A 25266-nucleotide genomic window follows, 5' to 3' on the forward strand; every position below is an offset into this window, starting at 1 on the left:
GAAGATGGAACTATTTTTGAATTTAGCCATTAATGGCTTGGCAACAGGCATGTTGATTTTTCTGTTAGCAGCTGGGTTAACGTTAATTTTTGGTTTAATGGATGTCTTGAATTTTGCTCATGGAGGATTGTTTGCTTGGGGTGCTTATAGTGGTGTATGGGTGTATATGACAACAGGTAGCTTTTTGGCTGGAATTGTTGGCGCGATTGTGACAGGTCTTATTTTGGGCTATGTGACAGAGCGATTTATTATAAAACCTGTATATGGAAATCATGTTCAACAAATTCTTATCACATTAGGTTTAATGCTTGTTTTGTCTGAAATGCTTAAAGTATTATGGGGCCCAAATCAATTAGCTGCACAAGCTCCAGATTATCTATCAGGTAGCTGGCAGTTAGGTGATGTAACGATCATTAAGTATCGAGCATTTATCATTCTTATTGGTTTTCTTGTATTTGGGATTATTTATTTTATCCTGAAAAATACACGAATTGGCTTAATTGTGAGAGCTGGTGTGATGAACAAAGAAATGGTGCAGGCGCTCGGTATCAATATTAAAAAGGTTTTTATGCTTGTTTTTATGGTAGGTGCAGCAATGGCATCATTAGGTGGGATTTTACACGCACCGTATTCAGGAGTTATTTATGCAGAGATGGGGATGGATTTTGGAATACTCGCCTTTATTGTTGTTGTAATAGGTGGAATGGGAAGTATACCTGGTTCCCTTTTTGCGGCGATTTTAGTCGGTTTATCAGGTGCTTTTATGACTTATTATGTGCCGGATTTATCATTAGCTGTAAATATGCTCCTTATGGCAATTGTTTTAGTATTCAGGCCACAAGGTTTGTTTGGTCTAAAGGGGTGATGAGATGAAGAAAACATATAATTACAGTCCAATAGTATTAGCTAGTTGTTTAGGATTACTTGTTTTATTTCCACTTGTTAATGACTCTAGAAGTATGATGATCATGTTTACTCAAATTTTTATTTTTGCCGTTTTTGCCATGAGTTATGATCTTTTACTTGGGTATACAGGGATCGTATCGTTTGGTCATGCGATGTTTTTTGGAATTGGTGCTTATTCTACTGGAATTTTATTAGATCGGGTAGACCCAACAATGATGTGGCTTGTTTTATCGATTGTGCTTGGAATGATTATTGCAGCCGTTGTTAGTTATCTAGTTGGTTTATTAACACTTCGCTTGAAAAGCCATTTTTATGAGATGTTAACTTTAGCTCTTGCAGGCTTATTTTTAGTTATGGCTGAGAAGTGGAGATCTCTTACATTTGGAAATGATGGATTCACTTTTAGGGTGCCAGATTTCTTGAAGGATAGATTAACATTCTATTTTATTTGCTTAATTGTTATGGTCGTTGTTTATTTGTTGTTAAAACGTCTAACAAATTCACCATTAGGAAAAGTGTTAGTGGCAGTAAGAGAAAATGAAGATCGTACTCAGTCATTAGGATATCAAACGTTACATTATAAAATTATTGCAAGTGTTATAGCTGGTGTGTTTGCTAGTATTGCAGGTTCACTCTACGTCCTTTCACTGCGTTTTGTAAATACGAGTGTTTTTACGATGGATGTAACATTAGATGCTTTATTAATGACAATCATTGGTGGTGTGGGTACCCTCATTGGTCCTATTTTAGGAGCTGGTATTATTGAAATTTCCCACCACGGACTTTCTGAGCTTGGTAAAACATATCCGATTTTTGAGCGATGGATTATTTTCTTTGGAATTTTATATATTTTAGCGGTTATGTTTTTTCCAGCGGGAATTGTTGGAACACTTAAAGGTAAACGCTGGAAGATGAAAAAGAAAAAGGATCATGAGAAGGATAAAGGAATTACAAGTTAGAAAGGGGGAAAAAACGTGAGTGTTGGGATTTTAAGTACAGGAATCTATCTTCCCGAAACATATATAACTGGTAAGGAAATTGCCCAAAAAGCAGGATTACCGATCAGTGTGGTCGAAGATAAAATGGGACTAAAACGGAAACCAATTCCAGGACCTGAAGATCATACATGTGAAATGGGTATCAAAGCCGCTCACATGGCTTTAGAGGAGGCTGGGTTAACTGGTAAAGATATTGATTTAGTTATTTATATTGGTGAAGAATACAAGGAATACCCGTTATGGACTGCTGCAATTAAGACGCAGGAAGCCATTGGTGCACACCATGCATGGGGGTTTGATACGGCTCTTAGATGTGGAACAACAATTATGGCTTTGAAACTAGCTAAAAGCTTGATGGAAACAGATGATGATATTAATACTGTTCTTTTAGCTGGTGGTTATCGTAACGGAGATTTAATTGATTATGAAAATGAACGAACACGCTTTATGTTCAATCTTGGTGCTGGTGGTGGGGCAATAGTCTTGCAAAAGGGATTAAAGAAAAATAGAATACTAGATTCCTATATTATGACGGATGGTTCATTTTCTGAGGATGTTGTTGTCACTGCAGGTGGTACGAAAAATCCAATAACAAAAAAAGTACTAGATGAAGGAACCTATAGACTTGATGTTCTTGATCCAGTAGGAATGAAAAAAAGATTAGAGCAAAAATCTATGGATAATTTTTTATCTGTTATTCGAAAATCTCTTCATAAAAGTGGAAAAAACGAAAGTGATATTAGCTATATTGCGATGTTACACATGAAAAAATCAGCACATACCTATGTATTGAATTCGCTAGGATTAACGGAGGATCAGTCAATTTATTTAGAAGAATATGGTCATATTGGTCAGATCGATCAAATATTATCTTTACGACTAGCAGCAGAGCAGGGGAAAATTCATCATGGTGATGTTGTTATTCTTGTGTCGGCTGGAATTGGATATGCATGGGGAGCAACGACAATTGTCTGGGGAAATGGAGATGGTAATTAATGACTATGCCTCATTTGCAGAAGGTTCAGTTGAATAATGGTGAAACAATCGCCTATCGGATTCGAGAGGGCGGAGAAAAAATCATTTTACTATTACATGGAAATATGACATCTTCAGTACATTGGGACATCTTTTTCGAAAGCTATTCAAAGAAATATACGTTAGTAGCCATTGATATGAGGGGATTTGGGGAATCTAGCTACAATGAAAGAATTTCTTCTATTAAAGATTTTTCAGAGGATCTAAAGCTATTCATTGAAACATGTGAGTTAACGATTTTCGCCATGATTGGATGGTCAACAGGAGGTGCAGTTGCGATGCAATTTGTCGCAGATTATGCTGACTGTTGTTCCAAGTTAATATTATTAGCATCTGCTTCAACAAGAGGTTATCCTTTTTATGATACAAAGCCAGATGGAACACCTGATTTTTTAAAGCGCTTACAGTCTAAAAAAGAAATTGAGAGCGATGCTAGTAAAACGATTCCGATTCAACGTGCCTATGAATCTAATAATCGTGAGTTATTAAGGACAGTCTGGAATTCTCTTATCTATACTCATAATCAACCTGAAAAGGCAAGATATGAAAGATATATAGATGATATGGTAACACAAAGAAATTTAGCTGATGTGTATCATGCTTTAAATACATTTAATATAAGCTCATCACATAATGGACTTCAATTAGGGTCAGATCAGGCAAAAGATATTTCCATTCCTGTCTTAATTTTACGAGGTGATCGAGACTTAGTCATCACAACCAAAATGACAAACGAAATAGCAGAAGATCTAGAATCAGTTGCAGTAGTTGAAGAATTGAAGAATTGTGGACACTCACCACTCATCGATGATATTGATCAACTCAATGGAAAGATTATTCAATTTATTGAAGCTTAAGGGGGATATGAAGATGAAGTTAACTGAAAAAGTAGCAGTTATAACAGGTGGAGCAAATGGAATTGGTTTAGCGGCTTCAGAATTATTTGCAAAAGAAGGTGCCAAGGTCGCAATGGTCGATTTTGATGAGGTAAGTGGTGTAGAAAAGGCAAGTGAATTAAGATCACAGGGCTTAACTGTAGAGTTTTTTCAGGTAGATGTTTCTAGTGAAGAAAGTGTGCACGCTGTTATGGAGAGAATAGCAGCGAAATGGGATGGTATTGATATTCTTATTAACAATGCTGGAATTACTCGAGATGCAATGCTACATAAGTTATCATCAAGTGATTTCAAAAGGGTTTTAGATGTTAATGTAAATGGCGTGTTTTATTGTACTCAAGCTGTTGTTCCTTATCTTGTGGAGAAAGGGAAAGGCAAAATTATAAACACATCATCTGTTAGTGGCACATATGGCAATGTTGGACAAACAAATTATGCTGCGGCAAAAGCAGCAGTTATCGGAATGACAAAAACTTGGGCAAAAGAATTAGGAAGAAAAGGAATTAATGTGAATGCTGTAGCTCCAGGTTTTACTGAAACGTCAATGGTTGCATCCGTCCCTGAAAAAGTCATAGAGCAAATGATTGCCATGGTACCAATGCAAAGACTTGGAAAGCCAAAGGATATTGCGAACGCCTATCTGTTTCTTGCTTCAGATGACTCAGATTATGTGAATGGAACCGTTCTTCACGTTGATGGGGGTATTATGATGTAGGTTTCTATAAAAAAGGAGTTATTTTAGAAGATTTCTAGAATAGCTCCTTTTTTGTAGAAATAAACACAAGTGAAAATTGAAAAAAGCATGATGTACAGTGTGTAACTCCTTTGTAACTGATCACTTATAAAATAGAGAAAAGGTTGAGGAAGGAGACAGATAAACGTGAAGATGAGTGATGATTGGTTAGGCAAAAGAGCAAATCTATCTCCAGTAAATATTGCGTTAATTGATGGAGAAACACAAGAAGAATGGACGTATAAAAAACTACATGATAAAGCGTTACAGTGGGCTTTATTATTTAATTATAGAAAGATTAAGAAAGGTGATCGAGTGTTATTGTTAGCAAAAAACACACCAGTGTTTTTTGAATTATTATTTGCATGCAGTAAAGTAGGATGTGTTTTGGTGCCGTTAAATTGGAGGTTATCACAGCAAGAATTAACAGAAATTATTAACCATGCCGAACCAGCTCTTCTTTTCTTGGACCAGGAAGCTGAAAAATCCTTTCCATCGCTTAAAGAGCTAGGCTATGAGTGGCGCTCTTTGTCAACAGCTCTCTTTCATGTTCATAACACAGAAGAAAGTAAACAACTATTGGGACATAATGAAGAAGAAGAGGAACTGCCATGGTTAATGATTTATACGGGTGGAACGACAGGGAAACCCAAAGGTGTTGTATTGACCAATAAATCGGTTAACTGGAATGCTTACAATACAATTATTTCTTGGGGATTATCTAGTGATGATAAAACATTAACCTATTTACCGCTTTTTCATACAGGAGGTATAAATGCTTTATCAATTCCAATTTTAATGGCGGGTGGGACGGTTATCGTCGCAAATAAATTTTCTTCAAAAGAAGCAGTTCATTTGCTTCATGATTATCAGTGTACAATTGCTTTATTTGTTCCAACGATGTATCACATGCTTGTAGAGGATGATCTTTTTAGAAAGATGCCTTTTTCATCAATGAAAGCTTTTTTATCAGGAGGAGCACCTTGTCCTATTAGTGTGTATGATAAATTTCAAGAAAAGAACCTTCCGTTTAAAGAAGGATATGGACTAACAGAAGCAGGTCCTAATAATTTTTATATTCATCCAAATGATGCAAAAAGAAAAAAAGGATCTGTCGGTAAGCCGATGCTTTTAAATGATATAAAAATTGTGGATGAGGAAGGTAAAGAAGTAGAAACAAATGAGGTAGGCGAGTTACTTATTAAAGGAAACCACTTGTTTAAAAACTACTTTAAGAATCAATCGGCAACAAATGAAGCACTCCGAAATGGTTGGTTACATACAGGTGATTTAGCTAGAGTTGATCAAGACGGAGATTATTATATTGTTGGTAGAAAAAAAGAAATGATTATTTCAGGAGGGGAAAATATTTATCCGCTAGAAATTGAAAATGTTCTTCTTGCTCATCCATATGTTAAAGAAGCTACCGTCATAGGAGTAAATGATGATAAGTGGGGTGAAAAGGTAGTTGCATATGTAAGCCAAAAGAAAGCAAAAGTCTTTACTTCACAGCAAATAATCGATTATATGAGACAAATACTTGCATCATATAAAATTCCAAAAGAAATAGTGATCTTAGATGAGTTGCCAAAAACAGATGTGGGTAAAATAAATAAGAAAAAGCTGTTGAATGAGTATAATAAGGTTGTTTGATGTTGATATGTGTGTAGGAAATAAGTTTATCGTGGTATGGTATTAAGAGGTATATATGAAAATGAGTATGATGTGAATCTGTGGCGGACGGATCTGATCCGCCTTTGGATAGGTATTCTAATGTTTGTGGTATGTAGGTTTTTGTCGAAAAACTAATATAAGGTTGAAATCGGCAAATAAATGTTCAATATCGGCAAATATAATGATGCAAACAGCAAATATAATGACACAAAGAGCAAATAAAATATAAGAAACAGCAAATATAATGAAAATGCTGCAAATAAACTAGAAAAAAGCATGAATAAGATATGTAATAAATTTAGAAGAAATACTTGATCTTCAATGTAAGCGTATTATATAATAACATCAAAGTTAGTTAACCGTTTAACCGGAGGCAATATGAATCAGAAAATCACAATTAGAGATGTGGCTAAACACGCCAATGTTTCTCCAGCAACAGTATCTTATGTGCTAAATGGAGTAAATAAAGTTTCAGAGGAAACGAAAGAACGTGTACTACTTGCGATTGACGAATTAAATTATCAACCAGATTTTACAGCAATAAGCTTATCGAAAAGAAAATCAAAAATGCTAGGTGTAATCATGCCATTGGTTGGTAAAACACTTGCACCACTTTTTAAAGAAAACCCATATTATAGTGAGTTATTGAGTGGAATTGAATATGAATGTCGAACAAATGGATATGACTTTGTTATTTCAGGTATTTCAAAAGCGGATGAATGTAAAAATTGGATTATGAAACGTAATCTTGATTCTTTGCTCGTTTTAGGAACATTTCCTGAACAGGTTTTTGAGGAAATGAAAACGCTATCTATACCTTTAGTTTTTATCGATTCCTTTGAGGATTACGCAAAATTCTATTCGAACATTCGTATTGATGACGAATTAGGTGGTTATCTAGGAACAAAACACTTAATAGATTTAGGACATAAAAATATATGTTTTATTCCTAATGGAACAATAGACATAGCAGTTGATGGTCAACGATTTCTTGGCTTTAGACGAGCTTTAGCTGAAGCGAATATTGACTTTCGAGAAGGAATGACCATTGAAGGAAATTATAACACCTTTGAAAATGGGTATAAAATTGGCAAAGAAATTGCTGGGAATGAACAAATAACGGCAATTTTCACCTCATCTGATATTACAGCATTAGGTATTATCAAATCTTTGAGTGATCATGGAATAAAAGTACCTGATGATTTTTCGATTGTAGGTTTTGATGATTTGATGATTAGTAAATATTCATCACCAAGCTTAACAACGATTCGCCAAGATGTTTTTAAAAAAGGCGCATTATCAGCTGAAATGGCGATAAAGGCAATTGAAAATCATGTTGATCCAAAAGAAATTATGTTGCCAGTCGAACTTGTTATTAGAAGCTCTACTAAAAAAAGATAAGTTAATTTAAGGAGGTGAGCTCAACTAATCTCATCGCTTTATCATGGATTGTTAACCGGTTAACTAAAAATTCAGTATAGCTCTTGTGTATTTTGAGCATTTTACTAATGGTTAGTTACCTAAGTTTATTTATTCAGCTTTATGTTGAATATATGAAGAGGAACTTCCAGATTGCAAAGCCCTATATACTTGAAAGGGTTTAACTTTAAAAGCAGCAATAATTACGAAAACAAACTAAATTAAAATAATCATAGATTAGGGTGGAAAATGATGATTAAAGTAACTGTATGGAACGAAAATAGACATGAAAAGAAAAACCCAGTAGTAAGTGAAATTTATCCAAAAGGAATTCATGGAGCAATCGCTGAGTTTTTACAAAAAGAAGATCATGAAGTTAAAACAGCGACTCTTGATGAGCAAGAACATGGACTAACAGATGAGGTTCTTGCAAATACAGATGTTTTAGTATGGTGGGGACATCTTGCACATGATGAAGTAAAAGATGAAATTGTAGAAAAAGTACAACAAAGAGTTTTAGATGGTATGGGATTAATTGTTTTACATTCAGGTCACTTCTCAAAAATCTTCAAAAAACTTATGGGTACTAGCTGTGATTTAAAATGGCGTGAAGCAGATGACAAAGAACGTCTATGGGTTGTAGATCCAACTCATCCAATAGCAGAAGGAATTGGTGAGTACATCGAGCTTGAAAAAGAAGAGATGTATGGAGAGCACTTTGATATTCCAGCACCTGATGAGCTTATTTTCACTAGCTGGTTTGAAGGCGGGGAAATTTTCAGAAGTGGTTGCACATTCAAGCGTGGTAACGGAAAAATATTCTACTTCCGCCCTGGTCATGAAACATACCCAACATATCATAATGAACAAATTCAAAAGGTTATTAAAAATGCTGTAAACTATGTGAAGCCAGTCGATCGTAAGCGCCCAGTTTATGGTAATGCACAGCCGTTAGAAACAATTTCTGAAAAATAAAATAGATTATTTGGAATTCATGATTAAGCTGCTAATTAATGAAAGTTAAAGTAAGTCTGTGAAATTCCAATTAAATAAAGAATGACAAAACTCCGAGCCATGAACGAACTAGATGCCTTTGCACGCAGCTAGTTCTAGATGGTAGGAGATGACCGATTTTTCGGTGGAATTATCAATAGATGTTTTTAAAAAATGGCTATGTTAAAACTTAAAGTTTATTTTTAGCACTTTGTTGATTGGAGTGAAAGGCATGAGACTCCTGCGGGAGAAGCGTGTCAAAGGGAGACCCCACAGGCGCTTGCGCCGAGGAGGCTCCCGGACCGCCCGCGGAAAGCGAATGCCTGTAACGGAAATCAACAACAAAGTTAAACAGAGCCAAAAATATAAATATAAAGCTTTCTAATAGGAGGAAAAATTAATGGGTAAATTAAGAGTTGGTGTTATCGGATGTGGAAGTATTGCACAATTTCGTCATCTTCCAGAATATGCAGCAAGTCAAGAGGTAGAATTAGTAGCAGTGTGTGATATCGTTGAAGATCGTGTAAAAGAAATTGCTAATAAGTACGGTGCGAAGGCTTTTACAGATTATAAAGAATTGATTTCAAGTGGTGAAGTTGATGCTGTTAGTGTTTGTACACCAAACTATTTACACGCACCTATTTCAATCGAGGCGTTAAATAATGGATTACATGTATTATGTGAAAAACCAATGGCAACATCACAACAAGAAGCAGACGCAATGATCCAAGCAGCAGAGAAAAATGATAAAAAATTAATGATTGCTCATAATCAACGTTTTGTTCGCTCACATCAACTTGCACGTCAATTAATTGAAAGTGGCGAGATCGGGAAGATTTATAGCTTTAGAACGGCATTCGGACATCCAGGACCAGAAGGCTGGAGTGTTGATGGAAAAGATAGCTGGTTCTTTGTAAAAGAAAAAGCCTACATTGGTGCAATGGGTGACTTAGGTGTTCATAAAACAGATTTACTTCGTTATTTACTAGGAGAAGAAATTGTTGAGGTTGGAGCATTTATTGAAACTACGGCGAAAGAATTTGCTGATGTAGATGATACAGCTGTTTGTGCACTTAAAACAGAAAGTGGCATTATCGGAACTTTAGCTGCTAGCTGGTCTTATACGGCAAAAGAAGATAATTCAACGATCATTTATGGTGAAAAAGCGATTATTCGTCTTGAAGATAATCCTACATATTCACTTGTTGTTCAATATACAAACGGAGAAACTGTGAACTATGAGCTAGGCAAGATTCAATCAAATGATGAAGGTGGACAACAAACAACACATGTGATTGACCATTTTGTTTCAGCTGTAGTTGAAAATAAACAACCTTTAATCAGTGGAGAAGAAGGTATGAAATCATTAGCTGTCATTTTAGCTGCGATTAAATCAAATGAAACAAAAACAATTGCAAAAGTATTTGAGTGATTGCTATGAGTAAATTACGAATTGGATTCATTGGTGTTGGAGGGATTGCGCAAGGGCGACATATCCCTGCTTTTCAAACGTTTAGTGATGATTGTGAAATCACAGCTGTAAGTGATGTTAATAAAGATAGAGCTCAGGAAGTAGCAGACAAATTTACGATTAAACATGTTTTTGCAGAATACAAAGATATGTTTCAGCATGTTGATGCTGTTTGCATTTGTACACCAAATAAGTTTCATGCAGAAATGACAATCGCTGCTTTAGAGGCGGGAGTTCATGTTCTTTGTGAAAAGCCAATGGCCCTTTCAGCAGAAGAATGTGAGAAAATGCTGGATGCTTCAAAAGAGACAAATAAGGTTCTAGCTATAGCTTATCACTATCGATTTATGAAAAACGCTCAAGCTGCAAAAAAAATGATGCAAGAAGTTGGCACGCCTTTAGTAACAAGAGTGCAAGCTCTAAGACGCAGGAAAGTTCCGGGTTGGGGTGTTTTTACGAATAAAACGCTACAAGGTGGAGGAAGCTTAATTGATTACGGCTGCCACTTATTAGATTTAGCCATCTGGTTGATGGGAAGTCCTAAACATATTGACGTACACGGTAGTACATACAATGTGTTAAGTAAAACACCTAATAGTGTAAATCAATGGGGCTCATTTGATCATGAAACCTTTGATGTAGATGATCATGTAACAGCATATATTAAGTTTGAAAATGGTGCTTCTCTTTTATTAGAAACATCATGGGCAGCAAATATTCTTGATGACCAAGAACATGTGAGTATTTCAGGAGTTGAAGGAGGCTTAAGTGTTTTCCCACTAGAGCTATATTCAACAAAAAATGGAATGCTTATGAATAGTCAAGCAGCCTGGATTCCAGGAGAAGAAAATCCTGGTGTGGAACAAGCGAAGAACTTCATTGATACATGTCTTGGTAAAACAGAATTAGTTGTAAAACCGGAAGAGGCATTACAAGTCTCACAAATTATTGATCGCATTTATCAATCTGCTGACAAATAAGGGGTCTGACCCCAAAGGAGGAATTTAAATGAAACTAGGTGTTTTTACAGTACTTTTTAATGATAAATCCTTTGAAGAAATGTTAGATCGTGTGAAAGCTTCAGGTCTTCATGCAGTGGAGATTGGCACAGGGTGTTATCCTGGGAATTCTCATTGTGATCTTGATGCTTTATTAGAAAGTGAAGAAAAACGTAATGAATACGTAGCAAAAATAAAAGAGCGAGATCTCATCATAAGTGCATTTAGCTGTCATGGTAATCCGATCTCTCCTGATAAAGCATTTGCGAAGGAAAGCAATGATACGTTATTAAAAACAATTAAATTAGCATCATTGTTAGATGTTCCTGTTGTAAACACTTTCTCTGGTACTGCAGGAGATTCTGAGGATGCAAAATATCCTAACTGGCCTGTTACACCATGGCCAAATGAATATGGTGATGTATTAACATGGCAATGGGAAGAAAAATTAATTCCATATTGGAAAGAAGTCGGTAAATACGCACAAGAGCATAATGTGAAAATTGGTCTTGAACTACACGGTGGCTTTCTAGTTCATACTCCTTACACAATGCTAAAGCTTCGCGAAGCAACTTGTGATGCCATTGGTGCTAACTTAGATCCTAGTCATTTATGGTGGCAAGGAATTGATCCAGTAGCAGCAATTAAAATTCTAGGAAAAGAAAATGCGATTCATCATTTCCATGCAAAAGATACATATATTGATCAAGATAATGTAAATATGTATGGATTAACAGATATGCAGCCATATGGGGAAGTTCAAACGAGAGCATGGACATTTAGATCTGTTGGATGTGGACATAGTTTAACAGAATGGAATGATATCATGAGTGCACTTCGTACGTATAACTATGATTATGTAGTTAGTATTGAGCATGAAGATCCAATCATGTCTATAGATGAAGGCTTTGAACGTGCCGTAACAAATCTTAAAACAGTATTAATAAATGAATCACCATCACAAATGTGGTGGGTTTAAAAAGTAAGAACCTCTCTTGACTAGCAAGAGGGGTTTTATTTTTCATCGAGTTATGGGTATGATGGAAGAGATTCGTTTTTCGGAAATATATAAAGAATTGATGTGAAAAAATGAGTAAACCAACTCGAGTACAAGTGAAAAAAGATTTTACCAAAATATTTCGGTCTCGATATCCGCTTATTAATAATGATGCAATCCAGAATCCTGATGTTTTAAAGGAAGAAGGAAATATCATAGATTTAGTTGATGAGAAAGGAAATTTTCTTGCAAAAGGATATTATGGAATACAAAATAAAGGAAGAGGCTGGGTACTAAGCTTTAATCAAAATGAAGTGATTGACCAAGCTTTTTTTGAGAAAAAAATTAAGGTAGCTCTTACTGAACGAAAAGCTCTTTTTGAAGATCCTGATACAACTGCCTTCCGCGTTTTTAACGGTGGAGGAGATGGAATCGGTGGTTTAATCATTGATTATTACGATGGGTATTATGTTATGAGTTGGTATAGTGAAGGTATCTATAAATTTAAAGAATATGTGATTCAGTCATTAACAAATGCAGGTGATCCTAGAGGAATATATGAGAAGAAACGCTTTGATAGTAAAGGTACATATATAGAAGACGATGACTTTGTAACTGGTGAACGAGCGAGCTTTCCTCTTATTGTGAAAGAAAATGGAATCAAATTTGCCATCTATTTAAATGATGGAGCAATGGTTGGAGTATTTCTTGACCAAAGAGATGTTCGTCAAACCATTCGTGATAAATACGCGAATGGCAAGAGTGTGCTGAATACTTTCTCCTATACGGGAGCATTTTCTGTTGCGGCTGCATTGGGTGGGGCGACTAAAACAACAAGTGTGGATTTAGCCAATCGAAGTAAGGCGAAAACAATCGAACATTTCAGTATTAATGAAATTGATTATGAAGCACAGGATATCATCGTAGAAGATGTTTTTCACTATTTTAAATATGCTGTAAAAAAACAGTTAGCATTTGATATGGTCATTTTAGATCCTCCAAGCTTTGCTCGTTCAAAAAAACATACATTTAGTGCCGGAAAAGATTACCCAGAACTATTAAAACAAGCAATTTCGATAACAAATAACAACGGTGTAATTGTTGCTTCAACTAACTGTAGTACGTTTGGAATGAAAAAATTTAAAAGCTTCATTGAAAAGGCATTTAAAGAAACTGGTGGAAAATATTCAATTCTTGAAGAATACAGTCTACCAAGTGATTTCAAAACATCTAAAGATTTTAAAGAAGGAAATTACTTAAAGGTTGTATTTATTAAAAAAATCAACTAATAACAAACGAAATCAGGTCTCATCGCAAAAAAATGAGCCCTGATTTCGTTGTTGTTTTATTGAATAGTTACTTTATCTACGTATAATGCAGTTTGACCGCTACTGTTAGATGAACCAGTGAATTGAACACCGATTTCTTGAACATTGCTTAGATTTGGAACAGAAGCTAGATTTAGAGTTAAAGTTGTGCCACTTGAATTAATTTGAACAGAACCACTATCATACCAAGTCCAACTTGATCCCGTTTTAACATAAAGTTTTGCAGATAATCCATTTCCAATGGTTCCCCAATTTGCATGTTTAACAGAAGCCTTTAAAGCTGATTTACCGCTTAAGTTTTGATTTCGTGTAATCGATAAATAGTGTTGAGAAACATTGCCTAATTGTACATCTGCTTTAAGAGAGTGACTTCCACTAGTAGCCCAGTCACTGACTGACCATGGACCTCCTAAACCATTTAAAGCTGACCAATTTTGAGTGCTTCCTTCAAAATCATATAAAGTAGTAGCTGTACCATCTGTTCCACCAGAACCACCACCAAACACTGCACTAGGTACAGAAGTGGCTTTTAAACCATTAGCTCCATTTACAATCGTTTGACCCCAAGGAGTTAAACTAGTTCCAGCCCAATCGTTAGTCAAATCAAGATAGCTCCATTGTGAACCATTTCCCTTCCATGACCATGCTAACCAACCTACACCTTTTTGTTGTGAATAACTCATAATTGTTGCTTCATCAACATCTCCATCAGTATGTTTATGACCAAATTCACCAATGATTAAAGCAAGACCTTGATTGATCACACCATCAATATTCGATTTAACTTGTGAAGCATTTCCACCAGCGTACTCATACATGTGAATAGAGAACATCGTGTTTTTTAGTGGATCTGCATTAAATACATCTTGACCGTAATTATGAATCGAAGCGGGATATTGTCCCCATCCAGCAGAATCAACGATTAATGTATGAGTTAAACCTGCATTTCGTAACTTAGGAATAGCCTGTTTGTACCCATTTGCCCAATTAGCTCCATTCCAAGTGCCATACCATTCATTAGCAATGTTGATGATTACTTTATCTTCTTTGCCAATCAAGGCATCTTTGATACTAATCCAATAATCTACAGCGCTATTCAATGAAGCTGTATCATCTTTTCCAGTAGTATCATGAACCTCTAAAACGGCAATTAAGTCATTTTGTTCAGCTAACGAAATGAGATTTCTTACTGTGTTAATATCATCTTTAGTATATTGACTACCATCTGAGAGGACAATTCTCACAGTGTTAGCTCCTGTTGCTGCAATTGCTGGAATAGCAGTAGCAGAATCATTTTTAAACCAAGAATGACCATGATTTATTCCACGCATAACGAAAGGGGTACCTGTTGAATCAAACAATTTGTTACCGCTTACATAAAATCCGTTAGCAGCTTTTGCTTCTGGGGGTGAGAAAAACAATGATGAAGACAATAAAAGTAGAACAGCTAAAAAAATAGTTGTGCTTTTGCGTAAGATAAACATTCAATCACCTCATGAATTTAGTATATTTTGAACTCTCAAACTTAGCTCATTCAACCTCCTTTCAAAAGTTTGAAGAGACAAAAACAAATAGGGATATTGCTTTTTTTGAATGACTTCATCTAATAATTACTTAAACGTTAACTTTATATTCCTATTTAAAGTGTATATGCACTATACATAAATAACAACATAAAAGACAGAATAGTACGAAAAATAAATCAATTGTATCATAAAATAAGGTATATACTAGATCTAATGTTATATAAATAGGGAAAATGTGGATATTTATATTACGGAATAAAAATGAAGAAACATCGTATGAGGTTAGCGTTAACTTCATTTGTAGGAGTTGTAGTATACTGGAAATTTCTAAGTAATAAAAACGAGTCTGGGACATAATTAAAGAAGACATACATAAAGACGAATAAATCTAAATCAGTTAAGCTGAAAGAAACAGGTTCGTTCCATTGCGCTGCAGACACTCGCAATCCACGGGGAGGAATCTGAGCCTCCTCGGAAAGCCTGCGGGGTCTCAGCCTTTCCTCAATTCCCGTAGGTGCCCTAGTGTCTTCCGCTCCATTCCACTGATTCTTAAAAAAAGTATGCAAAATCAAAAAGTCTATAGAAGACGACAATTAAAAACCCGAACTACTAGGCGAATGATTAATTGTATCACCTTATAATTCGGGTTAATCATTAAATTAAATACTTATGTCACAGCCTCGTTAGCTAAACTAAACAACAAATTAATTCACAACAATACATGATTTATATTCTTTGATTACTCGATCACGTTTGCTAAGCAATTCACGATATTCTTTAAATAATTTATTATTACTACGATCCTTTATCCATGCTGCAAATGCTTTTTCACACTCACTTGAAATAGAAGATAATTCACCATTGATATCATTTAATTTCTTGATTTGGATTTGTCTAACCATTTATTCTCCCACCTTATCTCTCTATTATCTACCTGAACCTACAGGTATAAAAAGTAAATGCTAATTTGCAACCATAGTTGTTTGTCTTTCAAATATTTATCACATATTAGAATTTTTACTTAAGCTCTATTTTTGAATTTTTTTATGTAAATATAGTGCAATGTTTTCATAATAAGAGCTCATTAGAAGATCACATTTTATTAATACAAGCGCATACATTATTGTTTTTTTTGATTGCTAGTGGGGTATTACCCTGTTTTTAATCGTGTTAAACATCTTTTTTAAAAGAAATTGAACTTTTTTTAAATTTTTTTGAAGAGTATCCAGACTTTATTGACTTAAGAAAAAATCAACTTCTTAGAAAATAGTAAAATAGGGTTTTAGGTACGTTTCACTTAAGACTTCTATGCTTAGTTACTTGTCGTATTGTGCTTTTTGGTTAAATCAGATTTTGGTGAATGAGAATTATTTCTGGGGAAATATGACGAAAGGTAAATTGGAGTTGTTAGTTTTTGTTATGTAGAGTAGCATTTTTTATTGAATATAGGTTTTGATAAAAAATGTTTTTTCGTGAATTTTATTGTTTATGGAATTCTGATGGACAAACTAGTGGAAATATTTCTTCTACATATTGAACGTTTATACGTTAAAACACTGGTTCTAACAGAATCAGCGTTAATTTGAAAGAATTCTTAAAACATAGCAAGGTATAAGAAGAGTCTAATTTAAAATATCTTTGCACTTATTGCGATAAAACGGTACGATAAGTGATGACTTTTATATTCTGTATCATAATAATAGGTACTTTAGTGAAAAATAAATATTTATAAACTAAGAAACTTTTATACATAGAAATATTCTGGTGATTGAGCCTTTTTTGAAATGTCCATTATGGTTCTACTATATTAAAGTAATTTAGCAGAAGGAGAATAAGTATGACACAAAATTTTTTACAAGAATTAAAACCATTTATCAAAGATAATTGGGAGAAGGCTACATTTGAAGCACCAACAGCCATTCAATTAAAAGCTATTCCACCTATATTAGAAGGAAAAGATGTTATTGCAGAATCACCGACTGGATCAGGAAAAACATTAGCCTATGTATTGCCATTGCTTAATCGTATTGATGAAAATAAAAAATCAGCGCAAATTGTAATTATGGCTCCATCTAGAGAGCTAGTTATGCAGATTTTTGAGGAGATAAAGAAATGGTCTGAGGGTAGTAATTTGACAAGCGCTTCATTTATTGGTGGTGCGAACATTAAACGTCAGGTAGAAAAGCTGAAAAAAAGCCCGCAAATTATTGTTGGTACTCCTGGTAGATTACATGAATTAATAAAAATGAAAAAGCTAAAAATGCATGCTGTACAAGCATTGGTATTAGATGAAGGAGACCAATTATTAGCAGCAGAACATAAGAATACATTAAAGGAAATCATCAAAACAACATTAAATGAAAGACAAATTGTTCTGTTTTCAGCAACATTAAATGAAAGCACAGAATCAAAAGCTAGAGACTTTATGAAAAATAACTTGGAAATTGTAAAGATAGGTCTAGATGAAGTGCCTGTTGGAAAAGTAGATCATACCTATGTTGTATGTGAACAGAGAGAAAAGCTTTCAATGCTAGAAAGATTAGTGAAGAATATACCAATGAAGGCATTAGGATTTGTTAAAGACATTGGTAATCTTGATGTTCTTGCAGAAAAACTAGAGTTTAAAGGTGTTGATCTTCATCTTTTACACAGTGATACAAGTAAAGAAAAAAGAGAGGCGGCACTGAAGAGCTTGAGAACAGATAAACAAGGCTTGTTGCTTTCAACAGATGTTGCAGCAAGGGGGTTAGATATTTCTGGTCTCACGCATGTAATTCATTATGATCTTTCATTAAATAGTGATCAATATGTGCATCGTTCAGGTAGAACAGGAAGGCAGGGAAATGAAGGTACAGTCATTTCTATTGTCACAGAAAGAGAAGTAAGAGAATTAAAGAAAATAGCAAAAGAAATAAATATAACACTAAAAAAAGCTCACTTATATAGAGGAGAGCTAGTAATAGAAGAATAAAGATAAGAAATAAGAGGATAACTCAATCAATGAGCGATCCTCTTATTGTTTGTTCTTGGTGTTAAATTCTTGTTGTAATAATACTATATGTTTTCTGAAGAAAGGTTATACATAAAAATTACTCATCTAATTCCATTCGAATATATCTTCTGGTATTAGGTCCATAAATACCATCATCAGCTAATGCTGCATACATGGATTGGAATCTTCGAACAGCGTCTTCTGTATTAGGTCCATAAATACCATCAATAGCCCCTGGTTTGAAATTTATTTGATTTAGAGCTCTTTGAACTTGTTTTACAGCATTTCCTTGATCACCACGTCTTAAAATGCCATTTGGTAATGGGAAATCAGGAGCTGATACTTTTTGTTGTAAAACTTGCTGTAGCTTTGAAATAGTCATTGGCCCAACTAGTCCATCTACAGCTAAATTATAGTTTCTTTGAAATCTCATTACAGCGTTTTCTGTTTCTTCCCCAAAAATACCATCTGCTCCATAGCGAGGTAAACCATAGCCAGCATCAATTAGTTGCTGCTGCACATCTCTGACAAATGACCCTGAATCACCATCACCTATAGGTAGTCTTGAGCTTGCGGAAGGTCTTTGAGGTCTAGAGGGTGTAGGACGTGGAGGTGAGTCTTCATCAACTTCTCCAGAAAAATCCCGTAGTTCATCGACAACATCATCTATAAACATTGACCATGATATTCCATTACTTCTTAATATACCTATTGGATCTGTTCTTCGTGAAGGATCAAGAGTGGCATGAGCAATAATGTCTGTATTAGGATTTAAATTAAATCTGTCACATAAGTAGGCATGATACCACACATAACGATCATATGCTAACTGAAAATTAATGCCTCCTCCATGACATAACTCCACTCCAATTGCAGCGTCATTTGCATTAGCTCCATAACGTCTGTTATCACCCGGAACATTTGAACGTACATGATATGCTATCTCATTTAAAGGGATAATTTCTAAAATATAATTGTCATCTATAAAGGTGTGTGCAGAGGCAGAAGGTTGTTGTGTATCAAAATAGTTTCGATTTCCATATGCTGTTGAACCCGGATTCCCTGTATCATGGCTAACAATAAAACGAACTGTACCAATTCGTATACCAGGTCTAGAGTTTCCAGTACGAATATAATCACGAGTGATCTCGTAAGCCATTAAACTTCACTCCTGTCATATACTTTTTTGACAAACTTGTTCCATTAAAGTATATGAAGGTAGAAGTTAATATGTGCTATCGTTTAGATGTAAGTAGAGTTATCCACATTATCAACAATTTATGTATTTTTTCTCCAATATTTATCAACATGAACTGTGGAAGAAATATTCTTGATTATAAAGATACCAACATATATACCCACACTATCCACAAATATTATTTCGAGTTATCCACATTTATAGTGGTTTTTATCCACATATGTGGAAAAAGAGTGAAAATTCACCCTTTTTCCATAAAAGCATTATAAATTTCTGTTTGTACTTTGACGTTGATTAGCTGCATTTGCTCTCGCTTGAGCTTCTAGATCCTCTTGGTCAGCTAATTCTCGAGAGAATTCCTCATCAACCCCGTCTTTTTTAAGGTTTTTCGGTGTTTGTGGTAAAGTGGTTGAATTTTTGTCACGTGCTTTATGATTATGCTGATGTCCTCTACCCATGAAAAAAGCCCCCCTTAAATGTTGAACATTATTGTTCAACCATTAGGATGGCTCTTTTTTATCCTTTTCATGTTGGAAGTTAATGTTTAGATTTACTTATGTATCCACCGGCACGATCTGCTTTTTGGAATTCCCTTGAATAAGTAACTTCTTGCATACTAGAAAGAGTACTTTTTGACTTATCACGTTTTTTTCGATCTGTAGCCATCTTAAACATCTCCTCATTTTAAAGTATTCTTCCTTATTGTGGACAAAGAAGTAATAGTTCATACAAGTTAACAAGATAAGTAAGGTGAAATGTGAAGAGAATCAATAAAAAAGCCAAGTGATGAAATGATCAACACTTGGCTTTAAATAGCTATATTAAGCTTCTTTAAGGTGGTGCTCATCAACCTCAGAAGTTTGTTGGTATGTGTAAAATGTATATAAGTCTTTGGTGATTTCAAATAAGTTAAACAAATCTTCACCATTATTAATTTGCTCAAGTAAATTCGCTCTTGTTTCGTTTGCGTTAACAACGTAAGGTAGCTTTTCAGCTGCTTTTGTGGAACGAACATTTTTTTTGCGAATGCGTAAAAAGATCGTTTCAATATCAAGCTCATAAAATAGCTCATGGAAAAAAGCATCTTTTGCAAGTTTGTTATAGCCTTTGCCATGATATGGTTTACCAATCCAAGTGCCTAAAAAACCAGCTTTTTCTTGAATGTCAAAAAGACTAATCGTTCCAATTGGAGAGCCCCATTCATCTAAAATGGTACGTGATATCAATTCACCACGTTCTTCGGCCTCAACTGTTTGTTTTGTTAAAAATAAATATTCCTCAAATGAATTTGCTTTATGGCGTACAAATGGGAAGACATCTGGGTGAACCATGTGATCATAAAGTGCATGACTATCATGTACATCACGTTTTTTTAGCATTTGGATCCCTCCAACATGAGGGCAGACTCCACGTGTCATGGTCTACCCACCCTCGAAATTTTTTTATAAAGATTTGCATTTAAAAAATTTCGGGGTGGGAATCGAACCCACTAGAACCAGTTAAGATGGTGGCGCACCATTTGCCTTCCCATTACTAATTAAGTTTTGTAGGTAAGAAACTAAAAAAGCAATTTAAACACTTGTGCTTTTTTTTCTTACCGCTCCTTGAAGTATAATACGTCAATTTAAATGAAAAAGATACTCCTTTTTTGTCGATTTACAAAAAAAAAATATTTATTTTAATATAGTTGTTATTGCATAAGGTTTTTTCGTGATTTGGTAAATTCTATTTAAGAAATATACACATTGTGATATCGGTTTAGCGCTTTAATTCGATATAGGATGATGATTGGTAAAGTAGTTAATTTTAATGATACTAAAATAATAATTTTTATGAATTCTACCTACTTGTATATACGATATTTCCATCGATCATTGTGAAAAGAGGTTTTGATAAATAATGAAATGGATGATGGCTCCAAACGACTAGGTCAGCGTCTTTACCGATTTCAATACTTCCTATGATATCGTCTACTCTCAAATTACGTGCTGCTGTTATTGTAATTCCTTCTAGTGCCTTTTGTTCATCAAAGCCTTCTCTAACAGCTATCGAAGCACAAATATTTAAATATTGAATAGGTGTGTATGGATGGTCTGTAGTAATTGATACTTCAACACCTTTTTCAGATAAAGCTTGATACGTTGACCAGCTTTTGTTTTTTAATTCAATTTTTGATTTTCTTGTTAACGTAGGGCCTACACAAACCTTTGCTTGTTTACCTTGTAGTTCATCAGCAATTAAATGACCTTCTGTACAATGCTCAATTCGATAATCAAGATTAAATTCCTCTGCAAATCGAATGGCGCTCATGATGTCATCTGCACGATGAGCATGGATGCGGACAGGTATTTCCCTGCGTAAAGCCTGTTTAATAGGAATGGATCGAAAGTCTTCTGTTTCATCACAATACTTTGCTTTGTAAAAGGCTTCACGGAGCATCCCCATAATTCCCATACGGGTAATGGAATCTTTATTTCCTTGACTATGCATACGCTTTGGATTTTCACCTAATGCAATCTTTAATCCAGCTGTTTCTTGAATAATCATGTTTTCAATATTGATACCATGGGTCTTAATCACTGAGGTTGTTCCACCAATCACATTCGCGCTTCCTGGCATAACATGAGCAGTTGTAATTCCATACTTTATTGCATCTTGAAAAGCAGGATCAAGCGGATGAACGCCATCTAATGCTCTAATATGTGGAGTAAGTGGTTCAATCGTTTCATTCGCATCATTTCCAGCCCATCCAGTTCCTTCGTCATATAAACCCAAATGTGTGTGAACATCAATAAAGCCAGGAAATAAATAGTGGTTTTTACAATTGATTATCTCTGTATCTACATCTGGTTGAATGTTTTTACCAATAGCACTAATCTTTCCATTTTCAACTAATACATCTGTTTCATATTTAACAGCTGAGGTGACAGGGTAGACTGTTGCTTGTTTAAAAAGTGTTGACTTCATCATGATCTCCATTTCTCAAGAAACATTTTTTAAGATGATTTTAATATGTTTTCTAAAGCTTGATCAAGTTGAGGATAGGAAAATTTGAAATTTTGTTCTTGAATTTTATTTGGTAATACCTTTTGTCCTTCTAAAATTAATATACTCATTTCTCCTAAAAATGTTTTCAAGGCAAAAGCTGGTGCTGGCAGCCAATGTGGACGGTTTAGCGTTTGTCCAATCACTTGACCAAATTCATTCATTCTAACAGGATTAGGAGCGGTTACATTTACAGGACCTGATATCGTATTTGTTTTGATGACATGATCAATGATACGGACTAGATCTTCGATATGCACCCATGACATCCATTGCTTACCAGACCCGAGCTTACCTCCTGCAAATAACTTATAAGGAAGAAGCATTTTAGGCAAAGCGCCTTCCTCTCCGAGAATAATTCCAAACCTAGTAAATACAGTTCTTACGTTAAGTTCCTCAACTTTAGAAGCTTCTTTTTCCCAAACCTTTACAGTTTCTGCGAGGAAATCTGTGCCTCTTTCCGTAGACTCTTCTGTAAAGGTTTTATCTAATGATGTTCCATAAATGCCGATTGCACTTGCATTTATTAATACAGAAGGTTTCTTTTGCAGCTTTGAAATGATTGAGTACACTTCTTTCGTTGCTTTCACTCGACTTTGTACAATTGCTTTTTTTGCTTCATCTGTCCATCGATCATTAATTGATTTTCCTGCAAGGTTAATCATGACATCGATTCCTTCCAATGAGGAAACAGGGTCTGATCCATTTGATAACCATTGAACATATTCCAAGTTGTTTTGCGAAGAAGTTTTTTCACTTCGTGTTAAAATATATAGATGATGACCTTTATCTAAAAAATAATCAGTTAAGTGTTTACCAACAAAACCTGTTCCGCCTGTTATGGCAATTTTCATAAAATGTCACTCCTTTACTTATAGTAGAAAACGTATCTATTTCATTTATACCCTTTTCAGTAGAAATATCCACATGATAATGTGTTTTAAAATATGTTCTAAAATAGAAGGTGATTTTATGGCGATTATTACGAAAATAACAACACAGAAAAAGACGGATGATCGATTGAATATTTTTTTAGACGATGGAAGTGGAGAGAAATATGCTTTTAGTGTTGATCAAGATGTTTTTATAAAATTCAATTTGCAAAAAGGGAAAGAGCTTGATGAATTTGAGATCATTGAAATACAGTATGGAGACTCCATAAAAAAGGCCTATAATAAAGCATTAGAATATTTAAGCTATCGTATGCGGTCTATTAAAGAGGTAAAAGATTATCTTCATAAAAAAGAATATAATGATGCTGTTATAACTGAAGTAGTTCTTAAACTAAAGGACTACAAATATGTAGATGATCTTGAATTTGCGATCGCCTATGTTCGTACACAATGGCAAACAAATGGTAAAGGACCTACTGTCATTAAGCGAGAACTTTATGAAAAGGGTATTGAACAGGATTTTGTTGAACAAGCACTATCATTATATAATGAAGATGCACAAATAGAAGAAGCCATTTCACATGCACAAAAGGTTCTGAAAAAAAACAATAAGCTTTCAACAGTACTACTAAAGCAAAAAATAGAGCAGCATTTAGTCAGAAAAGGATTTTCCTTTCAAATCATTTCAATTGCTTTGGAAGAAGTACAATTTGAACAAAATGAATCAGAGGAATGGTCTGCTCTTGAAAAACATGCTGAAAAGGCAAAGAAAAAATTTCAAAATGAAGAACCTTATCAATATTCAATGAAGATGAAGCAATTTTTATACCGAAAAGGATTCCCAATCGAACTTATCGAAAAATATTTGGATAACCAATCATAACAACAAGGGGATATGGAAGCATGACTGCTAATCAAAAAAGATATAGTGAAATGACCGAATATGAATTAAAAACAGAAATTGGAACTCTTAAAGAAAAAGCTAGAAAAGCTGAACAGCTAGGGATTGTTAATGAATATGCTGTTCTAGAGCGTAAAATTACGATGGCTAAATCTTATTTGTTAAATCCTAAAGATTATAAACCAGAAGAAACTTATGAGGTAGAAGGAGCGCCTGGTGAGTATTTTAAGATTAATTATATGAATGGAATTTTCGCTTGGGGCTTTAGAATGTCAACACCATCTGTTGAGGAAGCCTTACCGATTTCAATGCTAATGAAGACTGACAAGTCATAAAGGACTGTCAGTCTTCACATGCACTCTTATGAGCGTTTTCTAGTTTGTCTTTCAAGAATGATGAGATCTTGGGTTTGTTGGGTTTCTCCATTCACTTGTGCGTGAGAATGTTTAGGATTAGCCCATGGCTGAGTAAAGGCATTTGAATACAAATTATCATAGAATTTCTTCTTCTTATTTGTACCCATTCGGTAGCACCTCCGCAAGTTTGGTTAGCGTGTGTTAAGAGTAAGGCTTTTCACGATTTCCAGAAGCTCTCATTCGTTCTTGTGGATGAGTGTTAATGGTTCCGTTCGCTCTTTTTGAAGCATATTCAGCTTTTGCTCTAGGTTCGCCTTCAAACTTGTTGTTATTCATATTGGGAAATCCAGTTTCTTTGTTACGCAAAGCAATCCCCTCCAAATCATCATTCGGTCGTTGCTTCATTAACTGAAGCGTATTTATAGTATAGGGTTTCTGACGAAAAATATAAGTAGCTAATCCTACCTAGAGGTGAGAATTATGGAAATGTACTTTGAACAATTAACTAAAGAATTATTAGAAAAAAACAACACCCTTTCATATGCTCAAGCAAGAACATGGGTTGAATTGTTATGGGAAGATTTTGAATCAACTCAAGCGAAGGCCGGCAGAACGTATAAAGGGAAAGAAATGACAGAAATGGTTGTAAGGCAACTAATCACACACTATGGTGATAAACTTCATGAATTTATTGCAACAAACCCTAAATACAGCCATTTATTGAATAAAGATGACTATATAAAGCATTAATTAAACGTTTGTTTAAGAAGGAAAGATGTTATCTTATTGTACTTTAATTTACCTTAGACCTTTTCCGTTATCGGATAGACACTTAATGAGGTTGGGACATAAGTATTTAAACTAATGAAAAACCCGAATTATAAGGTGAGATATCAATTAATCATTC

At 34.7% G+C, this 25266-nt stretch carries 26 protein-coding genes and 1 pseudogene; 16 read left to right on the top strand and 11 right to left on the bottom strand.

Annotated features, from left to right (window positions below; translation table 11 throughout):
* Window positions 1-4: 4 nt before the first annotated feature.
* The 12 genes from LC076_RS21585 (at window position 5) to LC076_RS21640 (ending at window position 13409) form a co-directional block, all read left to right on the top strand.
* The gene (locus LC076_RS21585) at window positions 5-865 is read left to right on the top strand and encodes a branched-chain amino acid ABC transporter permease (RefSeq protein ID WP_226671220.1); all 861 of its coding nucleotides are present in this window, start codon (window positions 5-7) and stop codon (window positions 863-865) included.
* Between the two features lie 4 nt (window positions 866-869).
* Window positions 870-1865: a branched-chain amino acid ABC transporter permease gene (locus LC076_RS21590; RefSeq protein ID WP_226671221.1), complete on the top strand. Its 996-nt coding sequence runs from the start codon at window positions 870-872 to the stop codon at window positions 1863-1865.
* A 15-nt stretch (window positions 1866-1880) separates the two neighbouring features.
* The gene (locus LC076_RS21595; RefSeq protein WP_226671222.1) at window positions 1881-2900 is read left to right on the top strand and encodes a 3-oxoacyl-ACP synthase; all 1020 of its coding nucleotides are present in this window, start codon (window positions 1881-1883) and stop codon (window positions 2898-2900) included.
* Window positions 2900-3796, top strand: coding sequence for an alpha/beta fold hydrolase (locus tag LC076_RS21600; RefSeq protein WP_226671223.1), 897 nt, complete (start codon window positions 2900-2902; stop codon window positions 3794-3796). The genes LC076_RS21595 and LC076_RS21600 overlap by 1 nt, the downstream gene beginning before the upstream one ends.
* 13 nt (window positions 3797-3809) lie before the next feature.
* Window positions 3810-4550 carry a 3-oxoacyl-ACP reductase FabG gene (fabG, locus tag LC076_RS21605; RefSeq protein ID WP_226671224.1) on the top strand — a complete coding sequence of 247 codons (741 nt, stop codon included), beginning with the start codon at window positions 3810-3812 and terminating at the stop codon, window positions 4548-4550.
* Between the two features lie 171 nt (window positions 4551-4721).
* Window positions 4722-6221: a class I adenylate-forming enzyme family protein gene (locus LC076_RS21610; protein WP_226671249.1), complete on the top strand. Its 1500-nt coding sequence runs from the start codon at window positions 4722-4724 to the stop codon at window positions 6219-6221.
* Window positions 6222-6620: 399 nt separating this feature from the next.
* Window positions 6621-7643: a LacI family DNA-binding transcriptional regulator gene (locus LC076_RS21615; protein ID WP_226671225.1), complete on the top strand. Its 1023-nt coding sequence runs from the start codon at window positions 6621-6623 to the stop codon at window positions 7641-7643.
* A gap of 270 nt (window positions 7644-7913) precedes the next feature.
* Window positions 7914-8636, top strand: a complete 723-nt coding sequence (locus tag LC076_RS21620) for a ThuA domain-containing protein (RefSeq protein ID WP_226671226.1) — start codon at window positions 7914-7916, stop codon at window positions 8634-8636.
* Window positions 8637-9054: 418 nt separating this feature from the next.
* Window positions 9055-10086: a Gfo/Idh/MocA family protein gene (locus tag LC076_RS21625; protein ID WP_226671227.1), complete on the top strand. Its 1032-nt coding sequence runs from the start codon at window positions 9055-9057 to the stop codon at window positions 10084-10086.
* Between the two features lie 5 nt (window positions 10087-10091).
* Window positions 10092-11105: a Gfo/Idh/MocA family protein gene (locus LC076_RS21630; RefSeq protein WP_226671228.1), complete on the top strand. Its 1014-nt coding sequence runs from the start codon at window positions 10092-10094 to the stop codon at window positions 11103-11105.
* Window positions 11106-11133: 28 nt separating this feature from the next.
* Window positions 11134-12102, top strand: a complete 969-nt coding sequence (locus tag LC076_RS21635; RefSeq protein WP_226671229.1) for a sugar phosphate isomerase/epimerase family protein — start codon at window positions 11134-11136, stop codon at window positions 12100-12102.
* 110 nt (window positions 12103-12212) lie between these two features.
* Window positions 12213-13409: a class I SAM-dependent rRNA methyltransferase gene (locus LC076_RS21640; protein ID WP_226671230.1), complete on the top strand. Its 1197-nt coding sequence runs from the start codon at window positions 12213-12215 to the stop codon at window positions 13407-13409.
* Between the two features lie 56 nt (window positions 13410-13465).
* Here the strand turns inward: LC076_RS21640 and LC076_RS21645 are convergent, their stop codons facing one another.
* Together LC076_RS21645 and LC076_RS21650 are read right to left on the bottom strand one after the other, a co-directional pair.
* On the bottom strand, window positions 13466-14932 hold the full coding sequence (locus tag LC076_RS21645; protein ID WP_226671231.1) for a glycoside hydrolase family 5 protein: 1467 nt from the start codon (window positions 14930-14932) through the stop codon (window positions 13466-13468).
* A gap of 746 nt (window positions 14933-15678) precedes the next feature.
* Complete coding sequence (locus tag LC076_RS21650; protein ID WP_226671232.1) at window positions 15679-15876, bottom strand: hypothetical protein; 198 nt, start codon at window positions 15874-15876, stop codon at window positions 15679-15681.
* Window positions 15877-16811: 935 nt separating this feature from the next.
* On the opposite strand from LC076_RS21650, the gene LC076_RS21655 reads away from it, so the two are divergent.
* Window positions 16812-17945: a DEAD/DEAH box helicase gene (locus LC076_RS21655; RefSeq protein WP_226671233.1), complete on the top strand. Its 1134-nt coding sequence runs from the start codon at window positions 16812-16814 to the stop codon at window positions 17943-17945.
* A 118-nt stretch (window positions 17946-18063) separates the two neighbouring features.
* On the opposite strand, the gene LC076_RS21660 is transcribed toward LC076_RS21655, so the two are convergent.
* From LC076_RS21660 to LC076_RS21690, 7 genes and pseudogenes are all read right to left on the bottom strand, one after another.
* Window positions 18064-18642 carry a peptidoglycan-binding domain-containing protein gene (locus LC076_RS21660; protein WP_226671250.1) on the bottom strand — a complete coding sequence of 193 codons (579 nt, stop codon included), beginning with the start codon at window positions 18640-18642 and terminating at the stop codon, window positions 18064-18066.
* Window positions 18625-19125, bottom strand: a pseudogene (locus tag LC076_RS21665) (N-acetylmuramoyl-L-alanine amidase family protein); the annotation flags it as partial. The gene LC076_RS21660 and the pseudogene LC076_RS21665, both read right to left, overlap by 18 nt.
* Before the next feature lie 302 nt (window positions 19126-19427).
* Window positions 19428-19622: a YfhD family protein gene (locus LC076_RS21670; RefSeq protein WP_146950448.1), complete on the bottom strand. Its 195-nt coding sequence runs from the start codon at window positions 19620-19622 to the stop codon at window positions 19428-19430.
* Between the two features lie 79 nt (window positions 19623-19701).
* Window positions 19702-19830, bottom strand: coding sequence for a YfhE family protein (locus LC076_RS21675; protein ID WP_226671234.1), 129 nt, complete (start codon window positions 19828-19830; stop codon window positions 19702-19704).
* Between the two features lie 155 nt (window positions 19831-19985).
* Entirely contained in the window at window positions 19986-20543 is a 558-nt protein-coding gene (locus tag LC076_RS21680; RefSeq protein WP_226671235.1) for a GNAT family N-acetyltransferase, read from the bottom strand.
* Between the two features lie 460 nt (window positions 20544-21003).
* Complete coding sequence (locus tag LC076_RS21685; RefSeq protein WP_226671236.1) at window positions 21004-22131, bottom strand: amidohydrolase; 1128 nt, start codon at window positions 22129-22131, stop codon at window positions 21004-21006.
* 29 nt (window positions 22132-22160) lie between these two features.
* On the bottom strand, window positions 22161-23063 hold the full coding sequence (locus tag LC076_RS21690; RefSeq protein WP_226671237.1) for a TIGR01777 family oxidoreductase: 903 nt from the start codon (window positions 23061-23063) through the stop codon (window positions 22161-22163).
* Window positions 23064-23181: 118 nt separating this feature from the next.
* On the opposite strand from LC076_RS21690, the gene recX reads away from it, so the two are divergent.
* Window positions 23182-23985 carry a recombination regulator RecX gene (gene recX / locus LC076_RS21695; RefSeq protein WP_226671238.1) on the top strand — a complete coding sequence of 268 codons (804 nt, stop codon included), beginning with the start codon at window positions 23182-23184 and terminating at the stop codon, window positions 23983-23985.
* Between the two features lie 20 nt (window positions 23986-24005).
* A complete protein-coding gene (locus tag LC076_RS21700) occupies window positions 24006-24338 on the top strand; it encodes a YfhH family protein (RefSeq protein WP_226671239.1) in 333 nt (110 codons plus the stop codon).
* A gap of 26 nt (window positions 24339-24364) precedes the next feature.
* Here the strand turns inward: LC076_RS21700 and LC076_RS21705 are convergent, their stop codons facing one another.
* Window positions 24365-24526 carry a YpzG family protein gene (locus LC076_RS21705; protein WP_146950454.1) on the bottom strand — a complete coding sequence of 54 codons (162 nt, stop codon included), beginning with the start codon at window positions 24524-24526 and terminating at the stop codon, window positions 24365-24367.
* Between the two features lie 34 nt (window positions 24527-24560).
* Window positions 24561-24725: a small, acid-soluble spore protein K gene (locus tag LC076_RS21710; RefSeq protein ID WP_072581049.1), complete on the bottom strand. Its 165-nt coding sequence runs from the start codon at window positions 24723-24725 to the stop codon at window positions 24561-24563.
* 114 nt (window positions 24726-24839) lie between these two features.
* Between LC076_RS21710 and LC076_RS21715 the strand changes: the two genes are divergently transcribed.
* Complete coding sequence (locus LC076_RS21715; protein WP_226671240.1) at window positions 24840-25109, top strand: YfhJ family protein; 270 nt, start codon at window positions 24840-24842, stop codon at window positions 25107-25109.
* Window positions 25110-25266 lie beyond the last annotated feature (157 nt).

The sequence above is a fragment of the Metabacillus litoralis genome (assembly GCF_020524045.1).
GTDB classification, from domain to species: domain Bacteria; phylum Bacillota; class Bacilli; order Bacillales; family Bacillaceae; genus Metabacillus; species Metabacillus litoralis_C.